Origin of the sequence: Trujillonella endophytica, assembly GCF_900110555.1 — a bacterium.
Lineage (GTDB): Bacteria > Actinomycetota > Actinomycetes > Mycobacteriales > Geodermatophilaceae > Trujillonella > Trujillonella endophytica.
Map to the genome: position 1 here is coordinate 82892 of NZ_FOEE01000005.1, position 15959 is coordinate 98850.

The window sequence follows — 15959 nt, forward strand, 5'->3', positions numbered from 1 at the left end:
CCGTGCAGGTATCGATGACCGTCAACGGGACCGAGGTGTCCCGCGACGTCGAGCCGCGCCAGCTGCTCGTGCACTTCCTGCGCGAGACGCTCGGGCTCACCGGCACCCACTGGGGGTGCGACACCAGCAACTGCGGCACCTGCGTGGTGCTGGTCGACGGCGTTCCCGTGAAGTCCTGCACCCAGCTGGCCGCCATGACCGCCGGGCACGAGGTGCGCACCGTCGAGGGGCTGGCCGACGGCGGCACGCTCGACCCGGTGCAGCAGGGTTTCATGGAGGAGCACGGGCTGCAGTGCGGTTTCTGCACCCCGGGGATGATGCTCACCGCCCGCGCGCTCCTGGACCGGCAGCCGCACCCGGACGAGACGACGATCCGCGAGGCCATCTCCGGGCAGATCTGCCGCTGCACCGGCTACGCGACGATCGTGCGCTCCATCCAGTGGGCGGCCGCCCACCCCGCCGCCGCGCCGAGCGACCAGGAGGTGAGGGCATGACGACCGTGCAGGACCGCTCCGCGATGCCGCAGGAGCGCGAGCCCAACCCCGCGCTCTCGGACCCCGACCGGCCGATCGGCTACGGCCGGGTCCAGCGCAAGGAGGACCCCCGCTTCATCCGCGGCCGCGGTCGCTACCTGGACGACATCGTGCTGCCCGGGATGCTGCACGGCGCGATCCTGCGCTCGCCGGTGGCGCACGCCCGGCTGGTCTCCGTCGACACCACCGAGGCGCTGGCCCATCCGAAGGTCCGCGCCGTCGTCACCGGCAAGGACCTCGAGGGGCTCAACCTGGCCTGGGCGCCCACCCTCTCCGCCGACGTCCAGGCGGTCCTGGCCACCGACAAGGTCCGCTTCCAGGGGCAGGAGGTGGCCTTCGTCGTCGCCGACGACCGCTACGCCGCGCGCGACGCCCTCGAGCTCATCGACGTCGAGTACGAGGACCTCCCGCCGGTGGTCGACGCCCGCCGCGCCCTGGACCCCGGCGCCCCGGTCATCCGGGACGACAAGGAGGGGCAGACCGACAACCACGTCTTCGACTGGGAGGCCGGCGACGCGGCCGCGACCGACGCGGTGTTCGCCCGGGCCGACGTCGTCGTCAGCGAGGAGGTCGTCTACCCGCGGGTGCACCCGGCGCCCATGGAGACCTGCGGGGCCATCGCGGACTACGAGCCGGTCGAGGGGCGGCTGACCCTCTACGAGACCTCGCAGGCCCCGCACGCCCACCGCACCCTGTTCGCGATGGTCGCCGGCATCCCCGAGCACAAGATCCGCGTGATCTCGCCCGACATCGGCGGCGGCTTCGGCAACAAGGTCGGCATCTACCCCGGCTACATCCTCGCCGTCGTCGGCTCGATCGTCACCGGCCGGCCGGTGAAGTGGGTGGAGGACCGCTCCGAGAACCTGATGAGCACCTCGTTCGCGCGGGACTACATCATGCGCGGGGAGGTCGCGGCCACGCGCGAGGGGAAGATCCTCGCCGTCCGCACCACGGTCCTCGCCGACCACGGCGCCTTCAACGCCACCGCGCAGCCGACGAAGTACCCGGCCGGCTTCTTCTCCATCTTCACCGGCAGCTACGACCTCGAGGCCGCGCACTGCTCGGTGACCGGCGTGTACACGAACAAGGCCCCCGGCGGCGTGGCCTACGCCTGCTCGTTCCGGGTCACCGAGGCCGTCTACCTGGTCGAGCGGATGGTCGACGTCCTCGCCGCCGAGCTGGCGATGGACCCGGCGGAGCTCCGGCTGAAGAACTTCATCCGGCCAGAGCAGTTCCCGTACCGGAACAAGACCGGCTGGGAGTACGACTCCGGCGACTACGAGCCCGCCATGCGGATGGCCATGGACCGGATCGGCTACGCGGACCTGCGCCGGGAGCAGGCGGAGAGGCGCGACCGCGGCGAGCTCATGGGCATCGGCGTCTCGTTCTTCACCGAGACCGTGGGCGCCGGCCCGCGCAAGCACATGGACATCGTCGGGCTCGGCATGGCCGACGGCGCCGAGGTGCGCGTGCACCCCACGGGCAAGGCGGTGGTCCGGCTGTCGGTGCAGACCCAGGGGCAGGGCCACGAGACGACGTTCGCGCAGATCCTCGCCGAGGAACTGGGCATCCCGCCCGAGGACATCGACGTCGTCCACGGCGACACCGACAACACCCCCTTCGGCCTGGGCACCTACGGCAGCCGGTCCACCCCGGTCAGCGGGGGAGCGGTCGCCCTGGCCGCGCGCAAGGTCAAGGACAAGGCGCGGCTGATCGCCGCAGCCATGCTCGAGACCCGGCCCGAGGACCTCGAGTGGGAGAAGGGGCGCTGGTTCGTGGCCGGCGACCCGACGGTCGGGAAGACCATCGCCGAGATCGCCCTGGGCGCGCACGGCACGGTCGCGCTGCCCGAGGGCGTCGACGGCAACCTCGACGCCGAGGTCACCTACGACCCGCCCAACCTCACCTTTCCGTTCGGCGCCTACATCTGCGTGGTGGACGTCGACCCGGGCACCGGCAAGGTGCACGTGCGCCGGTTCGTCGCGGTCGACGACTGCGGCACCCGGATCAACCCGATGATCGTCGAGGGGCAGATCCACGGCGGGCTCGCCGACGGCGTCGGCATGGCGCTGATGGAGTTCATCGGCTTCGACGAGCAGGGCAACTGCCTCGGCGGGTCGTTCATGGACTACCTGATCCCCACCGCCGTCGAGGTGCCGGACTGGGAGACCGGCTACACCGTGACCCCGTCGCCGCACCACCCGATCGGCGCCAAGGGGATCGGGGAGTCCGCGACCGTCGGCTCCCCGCCCGCGGTGGTCAACGCGGTGGTCGACGCGCTGGCACCCTTCGGCATCCGGCACATGGACATGCCCTGCACCCCGGCCCGGGTCTGGGCGGCCATGCAGGGCCGGCCCACCCCGCCCGTCTGATGAAGGGCCCCGCTGCCCCCCACCGCTCGCAGGCTCGCGGCGGGCCCCTGCAGCGGGGCCGAACCGCCAACCCTCGGGAGAGGCCATGACCGTCGCCGACCTCGCCGCCGAGCTGTCCCGGTCCCGCGAGCCGTTCGTCCAGGCCACCGTCGTCCGGGCGCAGAAGCCGGCCAGCGCGCACGCCGGCGACACCGCGCTGGTGCGCGCCGACGGGCGGATCGACGGCTTCGTCGGGGGCACCTGCGCGGAGAGTTCGGTGCGCGAGTACGGGCTGATGACCCTGTCGACCCGGGAGCCGCTGCTGCTGCGGATCCTCCCCGGCGAGCAGCCCCCGCGGACGTCGGAGGAGGGGGCGGTGACCGTCGCCAACCCGTGCCTGTCCGGCGGCTCGGTGGAGATCTTCCTGGAGCCCCGGGTACCGGCTCCCCGGCTGCTCGTGGTGGGGGAGAGCCCCATCGCGCAGGCGCTGGTCACGCTGGGCGAGCCGCTCGGGTTCGACGCCGTGCTGGGGGCCGGGGAGGACGCCGGGCCGGCGGCGGGGGACGCGGCACTGGTCGTGGCCTCGCACGGGCGCGGCGAGGAGCCCGCCCTGACCGCGGCGCTGCGGCTGGGCGTGCCCTACGTCGGGCTGGTCGCCAGCCGGATCCGCGGCGCGGCGGTCCTGGCCGCCCTCGACGTCCCCGACGAGCTTCGGTCCCGGGTGCACAGCCCGGCGGGCCTGGACCTGGGCGCCCGGACGGCGGCGGAGATCGCGCTCTCGGTGCTCGCCGAGATCGTGGCCGAGCGACGCGCCGCGCAACGGCACGCCGCCGAGCGGCCGGGCCCGCCGGAGCAGGCGGCGCCGGTACGGGCGGTGGACCCGGTGTGCGGGATGACCGTGGCCGCGGTCGACGCCACCCCGCACGCCGAGGTCGACGGGACGACGACGTGGTTCTGCTGCGCGGGCTGCCGCGACCGCTTCCTCGAGGACCCGGACCGGTATGCGGCCGCCCCCTGAGCGGACCGCACGCGGGCCGGGCGCGGCGGGCCGGCGCAGGTGACGGCGGCGGCGCGGCCGGGGGCCGAGGAGGACGTGCGGGCCCGGGTGCCCGATGTGGCCGCGCTGACCGCGGCGCTGGACGACGTCGGCTACCTCGCCGACCCCGGCCTGGCCACGGCGATGTTCCTCGCCGTCCGGCTGCCCCAGCCGCTGCTGCTCGAGGGCGAGCCGGGGGTCGGCAAGACCGAGGCGGCCAAGGCGCTGGCTCGGGTGCTGGACACCCCGCTGCACCGGCTCCAGTGCTTCGAGGGCATCGACTCCGCCGAGGCGCTCTACGAGTGGAACCACCCGCGCCAGCTGCTGGGCATCCGGCTGGCCGAGGCCGCCGGGGCCCCGCTGGCCGAGCAGGACCTGTTCGGGGCCGACTACCTGCTGCGGCGGCCGCTGCTGCAGGCCATCGAGCACCCCGGGCCGCGGCCGGCGGTGCTGCTGCTGGACGAGATCGACCGCGCGGATGCCGAGTTCGAGGCGTTCACCTTCGAGGTGCTCGCCGAGGCGGCGGTCACCGTGCCGGAGCTCGGCACGATCCGGGCGGCGCACCCGCCGGTCGCCGTCCTGACCTCCAACCGCACCCGGGACCTGCACGACGCGCTGACCCGGCGCTGCCTCTACCACTGGATCGACTACCCCCCGCCCGAGCGGGTGGCCGAGATCGTGCGGCGCCGGGTGCCGGGGAGCGCCGAGCCCCTGGCCGTGTCGGCGGCCGCGGCGGTGGGGCGGCTGCGGTCGCTGGACATGGTCAAGCCGCCCGGCATCGCCGAGGTCATCGACTGGGTCGCGGCCCTGACCCTGCTCGGGATCGGCGCGCTGGACGCCGACGCCGTGGAGCGCACGTGGGGGGCGGTGCTGAAGAACCGGGACGACCGGCAGCTCGCGGGCAGCCGGGGCGCGGCCTGGCTGGCCGGTGGCTGACCCGCCGGCCGTCGGTGCGGGCCCGCTGGCGGTGGGCCTGACGACGGCGCTGCGCCGGGCCGGGCTGCCGACGTCCCCGGAGCGGACGGTGGTCCTGGCGCGGGCGCTGCGGCTGGTGCCGCCGGTCGACCGGAGCGCGCTGTACTGGACGTGCCGCGTCGCGCTGGTGTCCGACCGGGCGCACCTGCCGGTGTTCGACGCGGTGTTCTCCGCGCTGTTCGACGGGCTGCTCGACCCCGCCGACGCGCGCGGGGACACCACCGCCCCACCGGCGGTCGGCAGCGAGCCGCGGACCCGCCCGAGCCCGGCCGACTCCCGGCCGGCCCGGTCGGGCGGCCCGGGGGCCGCGTCCGCCGGCGACGGCGAGGACGGCGCCGGCGGCGGCGACCGGGAGGCGCTGCTGGCCGCCGCCTCGCGCGAGGAGCGGCTGCGGCACACCTCCTTCGCCGACCTGGACCCCGGCGAGGTGGCCGACGTCCGCCGGCTGGTGCGCGCGCTGGTGCTGCGGCCCGCGACCCGGCGCAGCCGCCGCAGCCGGCCCTCCCGGCGCTCGGGCGACGCCCTCGACCTGCGTCGCACCGTGCGGGCGGCCCAGCGCACCGGAGGGGACCCGGCCCGGCTGGTGCACGCCGTCCGCCGGACGACGCCGCGCCGGCTGGTGCTGCTGTGCGACGTGTCCGGGTCGATGGAGCCCTTCTCGCGGATCTACCTGACGCTGCTCCAGGCCGCGGTCACCGGAGCGCGCGCGGAGGCGTTCGTCTTCGCCACGCGGCTCACCCGGCTGACCCGGCAGCTGGCGGTCCGGGACCCCGACCTGGCGCTGGCCCGCGCCGGGGCGGCGTCGGAGGACTGGGCGGGGGGAACCCGGCTGGCCGAGGCGGTCGGCCGGTTCGTCGCCGACCACGGCCGCCGCGGCCTGGCGCGCGGGGCGGTCGTGGTGGTGTTCTCCGACGGCTGGGCGCTGGACGAGCCCGACGCCGTCGCCGAGGCGATGGGGCGGCTGCGCCGGCTCGCCCACCGGATCGTCTGGGTCAATCCCCGCAGGTCCGCCCCCGGCTACGCCCCCCTGGTGGGGGGCATGGCGGCGGCCCTGCCGTTCTGCGACGCCTTCGTCAGCGGCCACGACCTCGCCGCGCTCGAGGAGGTCGTGGCCGCGGTGGCCGGTGCGGCCGTTCCGGCGGGGGCGGCGGTGCGGCCGGCGCTGCGCTCCGTCCTGCCTTCCTGAGCACGGTGCGGCGCGACGGCTCTCCCGCAGCTCGGCGCGCGACGACCCCTCCCTGTCTCGCCCCGCCCCGGGGTGCTCCGGCGCCGGCAACAGCCGGTCGCGGCCGCGGCGCGCTCACCGGCCGGCGCAGCCCCCCACGGGAGGGACCGGTCACTCGCCGTCCGGGCGCTCACGGCCCGAGGCGCGGCCCGGACCTGAGCGCGGGAGCCGGTGGGCGCCCGGGTTCTGCGCTGCGCGTCGCCCGCGCCGGGGCCTACGATCCGGGCATCCGAGTGCCTCGGGCGCCTCGTGGCCGCGACGACCCGATCCTCGTGGGGAGTGCGCCCGTGTACAGCTCGCCGGTACGGAATAGCCTCGCCGGGCCGCCGACGGCAGCTCGCCGTGCGCCGTGCCGAGCAGGATCACCCGCTCCACGGGTGACCGGGCACGACCACCGGTGTCCCTGCCGTCCTCCGGCCCCCGCGGGGGTTCCGTCGCGGGCACGTCCACGGCTGCTCCGACGGCCGACGAGCCGCGGGGCGCGACCGGCGCCCCGCGGCGACGGCAACGTAAGCCTGCATGACGTCGACCGCGGTGCAGGAGGCCTCACCGCCGTCCGGGCCGACGCAGACGGGCGCCCGATCGGGAACGTGGCGCTCGACGTGCTCCGTGGGGTGGTCCGTGTCGGGGAGGACGACCATGGCTGACGGGGGCCGTGTCACGGGGACCGCCGGGTTCGCGGCCGACCGGACGGCGGAGGTCGTGACCCGCGAGTGGCGGCTGGCCCAGGTCTTCGTCGAGATGGCCGACACCCTGGTCGAGGAATTCGACGCCGTGGACCACCTGCAGACACTCAGCGAGCGGTGTGTCGAACTGGTGGACGCCGACGCGGCCGGGCTGATGCTCGACGACCAGCGCGGTCAGCTGCGTCTGATCGCCCACACCGACGAGTCGGCGCGGCTGCTGGAGCTCGTCGAGCTCCAGCAGCGGGAGGGGCCCTGCCTGGACGCCGTCGCCACGGGCGAGGTCATCCCCAACATCGACCTGGCCACGGCCGGCGACCGCTGGCCGGCGTTCACCCGGGCCGCCCGTGACGTCGGGTTCGGCACCTCCCACGCGGTGCCCCTGCGGCTGCGCCGGCAGGTCATCGGCGCCCTGGGCCTGTTCACGGTCGGGGAGCGACGGCTCCGCGAGGACCATCTCGCCGTCGTCCAGGGCCTCGCCGACGTCGCCACCATCGGCCTGCTGCACGGGCGCGCCACCCGCGACCAGGTCGCGCTCTCCGAGCAACTGCAGGCCGCCCTGCACAGCCGGGTCCTCGTCGAGCAGGCCAAGGGCGTCCTGTCGGCGCAGGCCGGCACCACCGTGGAGGTGGCGTTCGCCCTCATGCGCACCCACGCCCGGCGCAGCGGTCAGCCACTGACCACGATCGCCCGGGCCATCGTCGGCGGCCGGGTCGAGGCGGCCACGCTGCAGCGGGCGGCCGCGTCCTACGAGGTGCGTCGCCCGTCGTGACCTTCCGGCGCGCTCCCCGCGCCGGCGATCGACAGCGCACCCATCTCCCGCAGCCGGGCGGCGAGCGCGCGGCCGTCCCCCGCCCGGACGACGGGAACCGGACCCACCCGCTCCTCGGTGGCCGGCGCGGCCGTCCCGACGGGGGCCACGGTGCGCAGCGCGATGGCGGCGACGCGCTCGGGGTGGGCGCGGGCGAAGTCGCGGTAGATCTCGGGGTCGTGCTCGCCGTCGTCGCCGATCAGGTACCAGCGGACGCCGGGCAGCTCCGCGGCGAGGCGGTCCAGCGAGCCGCGCTTGTGCGCCTGGCCGCTGCGGAACCAGGCGCGCGGGGTGATGCCCCAGTCGGTCAGCAGCACGGCGCCGGGCGGAAAGCCCTGCCGCTCGAGGAAGTCGGTGATCGGGCCGGCCAGGTTCCAGGGCCCGTTGCTGAGGTAGACGACCGGCGCGTGCGGGGTCCCCTCGACGAGCCGGCCCAGCAGCGCCGACATGCCGGCCACGGGGCGGCGGGTCGAGGCGTTGCCGATGAAGGTCCGCCACGCGGCCCGCAGGGGGTGCCGGATCCCGGTGATCCACACGGTGTCGTCGATGTCGCAGACGACGCCGAGGCTCGCGTCGGGCGCGGCCACGTGGACCGGCGCCGGCACCGGGGGGCGGCCCTCCACGTGCAGCAGGGCGGTCGCCGCCCCGGGCGCGAGGTCGACGGGCACGGCGACGTCGATCAGGCCCGCCTCGTCGGCCCGCGCGCGCACCCGCGTCCCCCCGAGGCTGACGTCGAGCTCGCCGTGCGGCTGCTCCAGCGTCAGCAGCCGCCGCCAGCCGGGGAGGTCCCGGCGGGCGTTCGGATCGGTGCCCGCCGGTGCGAGCAGGACCCGCCCGCGCACCCGGGCGGACCCCTGTGCCGCGTAGCCCGGATAGCCGAGGGCGGTGACGGTCCAGCCCCGGTCGCGGGCGCGGGCGGAGAGCGCGCGGTCGAGGCGGGTCTTGGCGCGGTAGGCCACCACGACCAGCCGCGCCGACCGGGACGCGGGGGCGCTGCGTTGCTCGGACACCGGCACCTCCGTCCGGACGGGCGACGAGCCGACCCGACCGTACCGACCCCGCCCGGACGCCGCCGGGTCGGCGGAGCCCCGCCCGGGTGGCGACGACGAACCGTCAGGCGGCCTGGAAGGAGCGCCGCGAGAGCCCGACGCCGTAGCCGGTCATCGTCGTGGTGACCGGCGCGGCCGGGTCGGTGGCCGCGCCGAGGGCGACGAACAGCGGGGTGAAGTGCTCCACCGTCGGGTGCGCGTAGGGCATGCCCGGGGCGGCGGTCCGGAAGCGGGCGAGCTCGGCGACGTCGCCGCGGGCCAGCGCGTCGGCCGCCCACGCGTCGAAGTCGGCCGACCAGCCCGGCACCCGGTTCTCGCGGAACATCTCCCGGGTGAGGAAGGGCAGGCCGTGGGTCATGTGGCCGGAGCCGACGACGAGCACGCCGGACTCCCGCAGCGGCCGCAGCCGCGCGCCGAGGGCCAGCAGCTGCTCCGGATCCTCGGTCGGCAGGCTCAGCTGCAGCACGGGGACGTCGGCGGCCGGGTACATGATCTTCAGCGGCACCCAGGCGCCGTGGTCCAGGCCGCGCCGGGCGTGCTGGTGCACCGGCACCGGATCGGGCAGGAGCGCGGCCACCTGACGCCCGAGGTCACCGGGGTCGGGGGTGTCGTAGCGGAACGAGTGGTACAGCGGGTCGAAGCCGCCGAAGTCGTAGACCAGCTCGCTCGGCCGGGCCGCGCTGAGCGCCAGCGGTGCGGACTCCCAGTGCGCGGAGACGACCAGCACCGCCCGCGGCCGGGGGAGGGCACGGGCCCAGCCGTGCAGCGGGTCGAGCCATTCGGGGTCGCCGAAGGGCATCGGCCCGCCGCCGTGGGAGAGGTAGAGGCTGGGCAGCGGCCCGTCGTCCGGCGTCCAGGCCCGGTGCGGGTCCTGCGCCTCCAGGGCGGCGACCCGCCGCAGGTGCGCGGCGAACGGATGGTCCGCCGGGATGCGGGCGTCGGCGACGGCGGTCGGCGCGGGAGCGGTGGTGGTCATGCGGACTCCTCGTGGATGCGTGGGCGGTCGGTCGCTGCGGCGCTCAGGCCACGACGGCGAACCCGGCGGTCCAGCCGACCTTCTCGGCGGCGGCCAGCGTCAGCTGCAGGAAGCCGACGGCCTCCAGCTCGCGGGCGCGGCGCAGGGGGCCGGCGTCGACGGCGCGCAGGCCGCCGGCGGTGACGATCCCGGCCAGCAGCTCCTTGGCGGCGGCGTCGTCCCCGGCGACGAGCACGGTGGTCGGCTGCTGCCCGCCGACGGTGCCGGCGGCGAGGGTGGCGGCGAAGGTGGTGTTGAACGCCTTCACGACGCGCGACCCCGGCAGCGCGGCGGCGAGCTCGGCGGTCGCGGAGCCGTCTGCCGGGACGACCAGGGAGTCGAAGGTCGAGAAGTCCAGCGGGTTGGTGATGTCGACGACGACCTTGCCGGCCAGCTGCGGGCCGCGCTCGGCCACGATCTCGGCCAGCGCGGGATAGGGGACGGCGAGGACGACGACCTCGCCGGAGACCGGCGTGCCGGAGTCGGCGGAGCCGAGGGCCTGGACGGTGCTGCCGCCGGCGCGGACGACGTCGCCGATGGCCTGTCCCATGTTGCCGGTGCCGATGATGCTCACGTGCGCCATGTCGGTGCTCCTTCTCGGGGTGCTGCGGTGCGGTGCCTGTCATCATGGGCAGCAAAGTTGTCGCTACAACTATTCCGAGGAGAATGTGACCGTGGCCACCCCCTGGCTCGACGGCCGTGAACTGCGCGCCTGGATCCGGTTGCGCGGCGTGCTCGAGCTGCTGCCGGGGGTGCTCGACAGCCAGCTCCGCCGCGATGCCGACCTCACCGAGTTCGAGTACTACGTGCTCGCGATGCTGTCCGAGGCGCCCAGCGGGACGCTGCGGATGAGCGAGCTCGGCCGGCAGACCAACGCGACGCTGCCCCGGCTCTCGCACGTGGTCAGCCGGCTGGAGTCCCGGGGCCTGCTGGAGCGCCGTCCGTGCCCGGAGGACCGCCGGGCGACGAACGCGGGCCTCACCGAGGCGGGGTGGCGGAAGGTCCGGGAGGCGGCTCCCGGGCACGTCGTCACCGTGCGGGAGCACGTGCTCGACGCGCTCACCGACGAGCAGGTCGACCAGCTCGCAGCGATCACCGACGCCCTCCTCGCCCGGCTGGACCCGACCGGGTCGATGGCCGCGACCTACACCCGCTACGACGGGGTCCCGGACGCCCCCACCGGCTCCACGGCGCCGCCCACCGGCGGCTGAGCCCGCGCGCGCGTCGATCGGGCCACCGGCCGGTCACGCTCCGCAACCGGACCGGTCGCCCCGGGGAGGGCTCGCCCGGGCACCCCGGCGGGGCACGGGGGACCGGCCCGCTCCGCCTGTGCGCTGGCAGGCTCTCCGGTGGGACGAAGGATCCTCCGTCCCGCGAGCGGCGGGCGAGGTGAGCGCCGATGTCGGTGTCTCAGCGCGGCAGGAGGCCGCTGCCGACCGGCCGCGCCGCGGTCCTGGCCGGCGTGCTGCTGGCCGGGTGCGCCACCGGGGACGACGGCGGTGACGCGGCCGGCGCCTCGTCGACTCCGTCGTCGGCGGCCACGACCGCCGCGGCCGACTGGCTCGAGACCACCTACACGCTCACCTGCGACGGCCTGGTCCCCGGCGGCCTGCGCGCGACCGTCCAGGGCGGGGTCGCGCGGGTGCCCGCCGACGCCACCCGGCCGCCGTACTACGAGCACTACGACGTCCGGGTCGCGGGCACGGCCGACGGCGACCTCGACGGCGACGCGGCGCCCGACACCGTGGTCCTGCTGGAGTGCTCGCCGCAGCCGTCCAACGGCGTCGTCCAGGAGGTGCACGCGTACGCGCACACCGGCCGGCCGCTCGGCGCCCTGCCCAGCCCACGGACGCTGCGGGACCCGGGGGAGCTCCCGCCGGTGTACGACGCCGAGGGGCTCGCGATCACCGACGGCGAACTCGTGGCGGCCATGTCCGCGTACGGGCCGGAGGACACCCACGCCGGCGGTCCGACGGTCCCGCTGACCGTCCGCTGGCGCCTCGACGACGGCCATTTCGTGCGTGTCGCGCCGTCCTGACGGAGTGTCACGAGCGAACCCCGTGACACCCGGCCCGGACCGGGCCAGCATCGGACCTCCTCGCGGGCGGAAGCCCCGGTCAGAGTCGGTCGGGCGGGGGGTGGTGGTCGGTGACGCACCTGACGACGCGGCCGGGGGGCGGACGCCCCGAACCGGAGCAGCCGCCCCGGCCGGCCGGACCGCCGCCGGAGGACGTCGCCCCCTCCGATCTCCCGCGCGTGGAGCTCACCCGCCTGCTCGCGCTGGCCCGGTTGACCCCGGCGCAGGCGCTCGAGGTCAGCGCCGGCGTGCTCGGCCTCCTGCTGCGGCAGCCGGTTCCCGAGCGCGCGGGGGACGAGGACCGGATCGCCGGCCGGGTCGTGGTCACCGGCGACGGCGGGGTGCTCCTCGCGGCCGGTGACAGGTCGGCGGGAGCGGCCGCGGGCGCCGTCCTCGCGGGCGTCCTGGCGGCCGCGCGTCTCCCCGAGCCCGCCGCGGACGCCGACCCGCTCCAGGCCGAGCTCGAGCGGGCGGTCGACGAGCTGCCGACCGCCGGCCTCCCCGGGGTGGCGCAGCGGGTGCAGGCGGCGGCCGCGGAGATCGACCGGCCGGCGGTCCGCGCCGAGATCGGGGTCCTGGTCCGCGCGGTCGCCCCGGTCCTCGGCTCCGGCGGGGGAGCGGCTCGGGTCGCGGCTGCGCGGCCGGCCACGCGTCCCCTCCCGGGCGGGGACGCGCCGGCGGCGGGCTCGGCCGGACGGCGGATCGGGGCCTGGGTGCTGTCGCTGCTGGTCCTGGCCGGGGTGGTCACCCTGGAGGTCGCCTTCCTGCGCGACGACATCGCCGCCGACATCGACCTGCTGATGGACGCCGGGCGCAGCGGTGCGGACCCCGATCGCGACCAGGGGCCGGAGGAGCCGCCGCTGCCGACCCCCGGCCCGCCGGCGGCGGGCGCGGTGACCGGGCTCGACCTGCGCCCGCTCGCGGAGTGCGCGCCCGAGGCCCCCTGCACCCTGCGCCTGCTGGTGCGGGTCGTCCCGGGCGGCGAGCCGCAGACCGTCACCTGGACCTACCACGTGGTCGACCGCTGCACGGGCGCCGTGACCTCCGCGCCCGGGGGGACGGTCTCCGTGCCGCCCCAGGCCGACCGCGTCGCGGCCATCGGCGTCGTCCAGCTCCCGGCCGCGCGCGCCGTCGCGGTCTCCGCCGTCACCGGCGCTCCCGCGGTCGCCGCGTCCCCGCCGGTGGTCGCCGGCTCCTGCACGTCCGGAGACGGCGGCTGATCCCTGCCGGAGAGGAGTCGCCATGTCGGGCACCGGACCGGCCGTGTCGCCGCGGACGGGCGGGGGGCGGCGGCCGACCCGGCAGGAGCGCCGCGACCGCCGCAGCGCCGCCTTCGACCTGCTCGCCGTCGTCGCGGCCCTGGCGCTGGTGGGGCTCGGGCTGGCCAACCTCTACCTGATCGGCGAGCGGGAGCTCGCCGCCCGGCAGGCCCTCATCGCCGCCGCCGGGGTGCTCGCGCTGGCGGTGTTCTGGCGGGTCCGCGTCCGGTTCCTCGGCGTGCTGGCGTGGCTGGCGTACCTGGCGGCCGTGGTGCTCCTCGCCGGCGTCCTGGCGGTCGGTCTGTCGGCGAACGGGGCGACCCGCTGGATCGCGGTGGGGTCGCTCACCTTCCAGCCGTCGGAGCTGGCCAAGCTCGGGCTGCTGCTCGTGCTGGCCGCCGTCCTGGGCGGGGCCCGGCCGGCCTGGCGGCGGTTCCTGCTCGCCCTGCTGCTGGCGGCCGTGCCCATCGGGCTCACGCTGCTCCAGCCGGACCTGAGCACCTCGATGCTCCTGATCGTCCTCACCGCGGGCATGCTCGTCATCGGGCGCGTGCCGATGCGCTTCCTCGCGCCCCTGGCCGCCGCCACGGCCATCTCCGCCCCGCTGCTGATCAGCCTCCTGCGGCCCTACCAGGTGTCCCGGCTCGGCAGCTTCCTGGTCGGCGCGCACGAGTCCCCGACCGGCTCGGGCTGGGCCGTGCGCCAGGCGCACATCGCCGTCGGCTCCGGTGGCCTGTTCGGCAACTCCGACGATCCGCTGCGGCTGCTGCGCGCGCAGTACCTGCCCGAGCGGGACACGGACCTGGCCCTGGCCAGCCTGGTCGGCCAGTGGGGCCTGGTGGCCGGCGCCGGAGTGGTGCTCGCGGCGATCCTCCTCGTCTGGCGCCTCGCGCTGGCCAGCCGGACCTCGCGGACGCCGCACGGGGCGCTCGTCGCCGGAGGGCTGGCGCTCCTGCTGGGCGTCGAGACGGTCATCTCGGTGGGCGCCAACCTCGGGCTGCTGCCCCTGGCCGGGGTGCCGTTCCCGCTCCTGAGCTACGGCGGGACGGCGCTCGTCGTCCACCTGGCCGCGATCGGCGTGGTCCTGGCCGTCCGCCGCGACGGCGCCCGCCGGCGGCTGTGGGCGCCACCGGGCCGCCGCTCCCCGCGCCCGCGGCTGGTGCGGCTCGCCGCGGCCGCGCTGTCGATCCTGCTGCTGTCGTTCGGGCTCTACGGCTGGCGGCTGCAGACCACCGAGGGGGAGGAGCTGCAGGTCGTCGGGGACGAGCAGATGACCCGCTGCTTCTCCCTGCCCGCCTCCCGCGGCCCGATCACCGACCGCCACGACGAGCCGCTCGCGCTGGACGCCGCGGACGTCGGCGCCGGCGTGGACCGGGTCCTCGTCGTGCCCGCCCTGCTGCGCGCCCGGCCGGCCGACGTGGACCGGCTCGCCGCGCTGGCCGGCCGCCTCCCGGCGGACCTGCACGCCCCGATCGGGGCGGCTGCCGACACCACTCTCGCCCTGCCCGTGGCCGACGTGCCCCGGGGCGTCGGCGACGCGGTCCGGTCGGCTGCGATCCCCGGCGTCTTCGTCGTCCCCGAACCGCGCCGCGCGTACCCGCACGGCGCGCTGCTCGGCCCGGTGCTCGGCTTCGTCGGCGTGGCCACGCCCGAGGACGAGGAGCGCTGGCCCGGCCTGCTGCCGGGCGAGGTCGTCGGCCGGGCCGGGCTGGAGCAGGAGTACGACGCCGTGCTCCGCGGCGTCGCCGGGCGGCAGTGCCTCTACGTGGACCCGAGCGGGGTGCCGGTCGCGCTCGGCGAGCGCCGGGAGCCGGTGGCCGGGGCGGCCCTGCGGCTCTCGCTCGACCTGGGCCTGCAGCGCCGGCTGGACGCCGACCTGGCCGCGGCCGTCCGCGCCCAGCCTCGGCCGGCGGGCCGGATCGGTGCCGCCGTGGCCATGGATCCGCGGACCGGGCAGGTGCTCGCCCTCGCGAGCACGCCCTCGTTCGACAACAACCTGTACGGGCCGCCGATCGACACGGCCGCGCTGCAGGCGGCCAGCACCGCACCGGGCTCGCCGATGCTCGAGCACGTCACGCAGGCGGCGCTCCCGCCCGGCTCGACGTTCAAGCTCGTCGTGGCCGCCGCCAACCAGGCGCACCCGGTCTGGCGGCCCGACCAGGTCGTGCCCACCGGCGCCTCGTTCCTGTACGGCGGCCACGTGTTCAACAACTGGCGGCCGATGGGCCCGATGAACATGGTGGAGGCGATCGCCGTCTCCAACGACGTGTACTTCTACAAGCTCGCGGTCGCGCTGGGGCCCGAGGCGATCATCGACACCGCCCAGCGGCTGGGCGTCGGGCGACCCACCGGGATCGACCTGCCGGGGGAGTCGGGGGGATACCTGGGCACCCCGGAGTCGGTCGAGGCCGCCGGGGGCACGTGGTACGGCGGCTCCACCGTCATCCTCGGCATCGGCCAGGGCGAGCTGACGGTGACGCCCCTGCAGAACGCCCTGTGGACGGCCGCCGTGGCCACGGGGAACCTGGTCCGGCCGCGCCTGGCCATGGCGATCGGCACCGGCGCGGGGACGGCGTCGGCGGCGTTCACCGCGCTGCCCGCCCCGGCCGTGACGCCGGTGCCGCTGGCAGCGGACCTGGGGCCGGTGCGCGAGGGGATGATCGAGGTCGTGGCCGGCGGGACGGGGAGCCGGGTCGCCACCTTCGGCGTCACCGTCGGCGCCAAGACCGGCACGGCGCAGGACGGCAGCCTGCCCGACGACCAGTACGACAACTGGATGTCCGCGGTCGCCCCGATGGAGGCCCCGGAGATCGTGATGACGGCGCTGGTTCAGGGGCCGGGCACCGGCGGGAACAGCGCGTCGGCGGTGGTCGCCTCCGGCCTGCGCTTCTACCTCGGCAACGCGCCGGCCGTGCTCGGCACCGGCCCGGTCCAGGCGCCCTGAC

General features: G+C 76.5%; 13 protein-coding genes. 10 read left to right on the forward strand and 3 right to left on the reverse strand.

Features of this window, described 5'->3' with window-relative positions:
* Window positions 1-14 precede the first annotated feature (14 nt).
* From BMY88_RS09535 to BMY88_RS09560, 6 genes are all read left to right on the forward strand, one after another.
* Complete coding sequence (locus tag BMY88_RS09535; RefSeq protein ID WP_211435579.1) at window positions 15-494, forward strand: (2Fe-2S)-binding protein; 480 nt, start codon at window positions 15-17, stop codon at window positions 492-494.
* Complete coding sequence (locus tag BMY88_RS09540) at window positions 491-2905, forward strand: aerobic carbon-monoxide dehydrogenase large subunit (protein ID WP_091942519.1); 2415 nt, start codon at window positions 491-493, stop codon at window positions 2903-2905. The genes BMY88_RS09535 and BMY88_RS09540 overlap by 4 nt, the downstream gene beginning before the upstream one ends.
* A gap of 85 nt (window positions 2906-2990) precedes the next feature.
* The gene (locus BMY88_RS09545) at window positions 2991-3902 is read left to right on the forward strand and encodes an XdhC family protein (RefSeq protein ID WP_091942521.1); all 912 of its coding nucleotides are present in this window, start codon (window positions 2991-2993) and stop codon (window positions 3900-3902) included.
* A gap of 75 nt (window positions 3903-3977) precedes the next feature.
* On the forward strand, window positions 3978-4856 hold the full coding sequence (locus tag BMY88_RS09550) for an AAA family ATPase (RefSeq protein WP_244524561.1): 879 nt from the start codon (window positions 3978-3980) through the stop codon (window positions 4854-4856).
* Window positions 4849-6081, forward strand: a complete 1233-nt coding sequence (locus BMY88_RS09555; RefSeq protein ID WP_170861035.1) for a vWA domain-containing protein — start codon at window positions 4849-4851, stop codon at window positions 6079-6081. Before BMY88_RS09550 ends, BMY88_RS09555 begins: the two co-directional genes overlap by 8 nt.
* 678 nt (window positions 6082-6759) lie before the next feature.
* Entirely contained in the window at window positions 6760-7575 is an 816-nt protein-coding gene (locus BMY88_RS09560; RefSeq protein WP_091942523.1) for a GAF and ANTAR domain-containing protein, read from the forward strand.
* Here BMY88_RS09560 and BMY88_RS09565 read toward each other — a convergent pair.
* From BMY88_RS09565 to BMY88_RS09575, 3 genes are all read right to left on the reverse strand, one after another.
* On the reverse strand, window positions 7551-8624 hold the full coding sequence (locus tag BMY88_RS09565) for an App1 family protein phosphatidate phosphatase (protein WP_091942525.1): 1074 nt from the start codon (window positions 8622-8624) through the stop codon (window positions 7551-7553). The two genes, BMY88_RS09560 and BMY88_RS09565, sit on opposite strands and share 25 nt — an antisense overlap.
* Window positions 8625-8727: 103 nt before the next feature.
* Entirely contained in the window at window positions 8728-9639 is a 912-nt protein-coding gene (locus BMY88_RS09570; protein ID WP_091942527.1) for a dioxygenase family protein, read from the reverse strand.
* Window positions 9640-9682: 43 nt separating this feature from the next.
* Entirely contained in the window at window positions 9683-10261 is a 579-nt protein-coding gene (locus BMY88_RS09575) for an NADPH-dependent F420 reductase (RefSeq protein WP_091942529.1), read from the reverse strand.
* A gap of 91 nt (window positions 10262-10352) precedes the next feature.
* Here BMY88_RS09575 and BMY88_RS09580 point away from each other — a divergent pair, with 91 nt between their 5' ends.
* From BMY88_RS09580 to BMY88_RS09595, 4 genes are all read left to right on the forward strand, one after another.
* A complete protein-coding gene (locus BMY88_RS09580) occupies window positions 10353-10889 on the forward strand; it encodes a MarR family winged helix-turn-helix transcriptional regulator (RefSeq protein WP_211435580.1) in 537 nt (178 codons plus the stop codon).
* Window positions 10890-11077: 188 nt separating this feature from the next.
* Window positions 11078-11716 carry a hypothetical protein gene (locus BMY88_RS09585; RefSeq protein ID WP_091942531.1) on the forward strand — a complete coding sequence of 213 codons (639 nt, stop codon included), beginning with the start codon at window positions 11078-11080 and terminating at the stop codon, window positions 11714-11716.
* Window positions 11717-11934: 218 nt separating this feature from the next.
* Complete coding sequence (locus BMY88_RS09590; protein ID WP_091942533.1) at window positions 11935-12975, forward strand: hypothetical protein; 1041 nt, start codon at window positions 11935-11937, stop codon at window positions 12973-12975.
* A 22-nt stretch (window positions 12976-12997) separates the two neighbouring features.
* Window positions 12998-15958, forward strand: coding sequence for an FtsW/RodA/SpoVE family cell cycle protein (locus BMY88_RS09595; RefSeq protein WP_091942535.1), 2961 nt, complete (start codon window positions 12998-13000; stop codon window positions 15956-15958).
* The last annotated feature ends 1 nt before the right edge of the window (window position 15959 follow it).

Excerpts from the sequence above, each read along its gene's own strand:
- BMY88_RS09535 (WP_211435579.1), top strand. The coding sequence starts at position 15 with ATGACCGTCAACGGGACCGAGGTGTCCCGCGACGTCGAGCCGCGCCAG.
- BMY88_RS09540 (WP_091942519.1), top strand. The coding sequence starts at position 491 with ATGACGACCGTGCAGGACCGCTCCGCGATGCCGCAGGAGCGCGAGCCC.
- BMY88_RS09545 (WP_091942521.1), top strand. The coding sequence starts at position 2,991 with ATGACCGTCGCCGACCTCGCCGCCGAGCTGTCCCGGTCCCGCGAGCCG.
- BMY88_RS09560 (WP_091942523.1), top strand. The coding sequence starts at position 6,760 with ATGGCTGACGGGGGCCGTGTCACGGGGACCGCCGGGTTCGCGGCCGAC.
- BMY88_RS09570 (WP_091942527.1), bottom strand. The coding sequence starts at position 9,639 with ATGACCACCACCGCTCCCGCGCCGACCGCCGTCGCCGACGCCCGCATC.
- BMY88_RS09575 (WP_091942529.1), bottom strand. The coding sequence starts at position 10,261 with ATGGCGCACGTGAGCATCATCGGCACCGGCAACATGGGACAGGCCATC.
- BMY88_RS09585 (WP_091942531.1), top strand. The coding sequence starts at position 11,078 with ATGTCGGTGTCTCAGCGCGGCAGGAGGCCGCTGCCGACCGGCCGCGCC.
- BMY88_RS09595 (WP_091942535.1), top strand. The coding sequence starts at position 12,998 with ATGTCGGGCACCGGACCGGCCGTGTCGCCGCGGACGGGCGGGGGGCGG.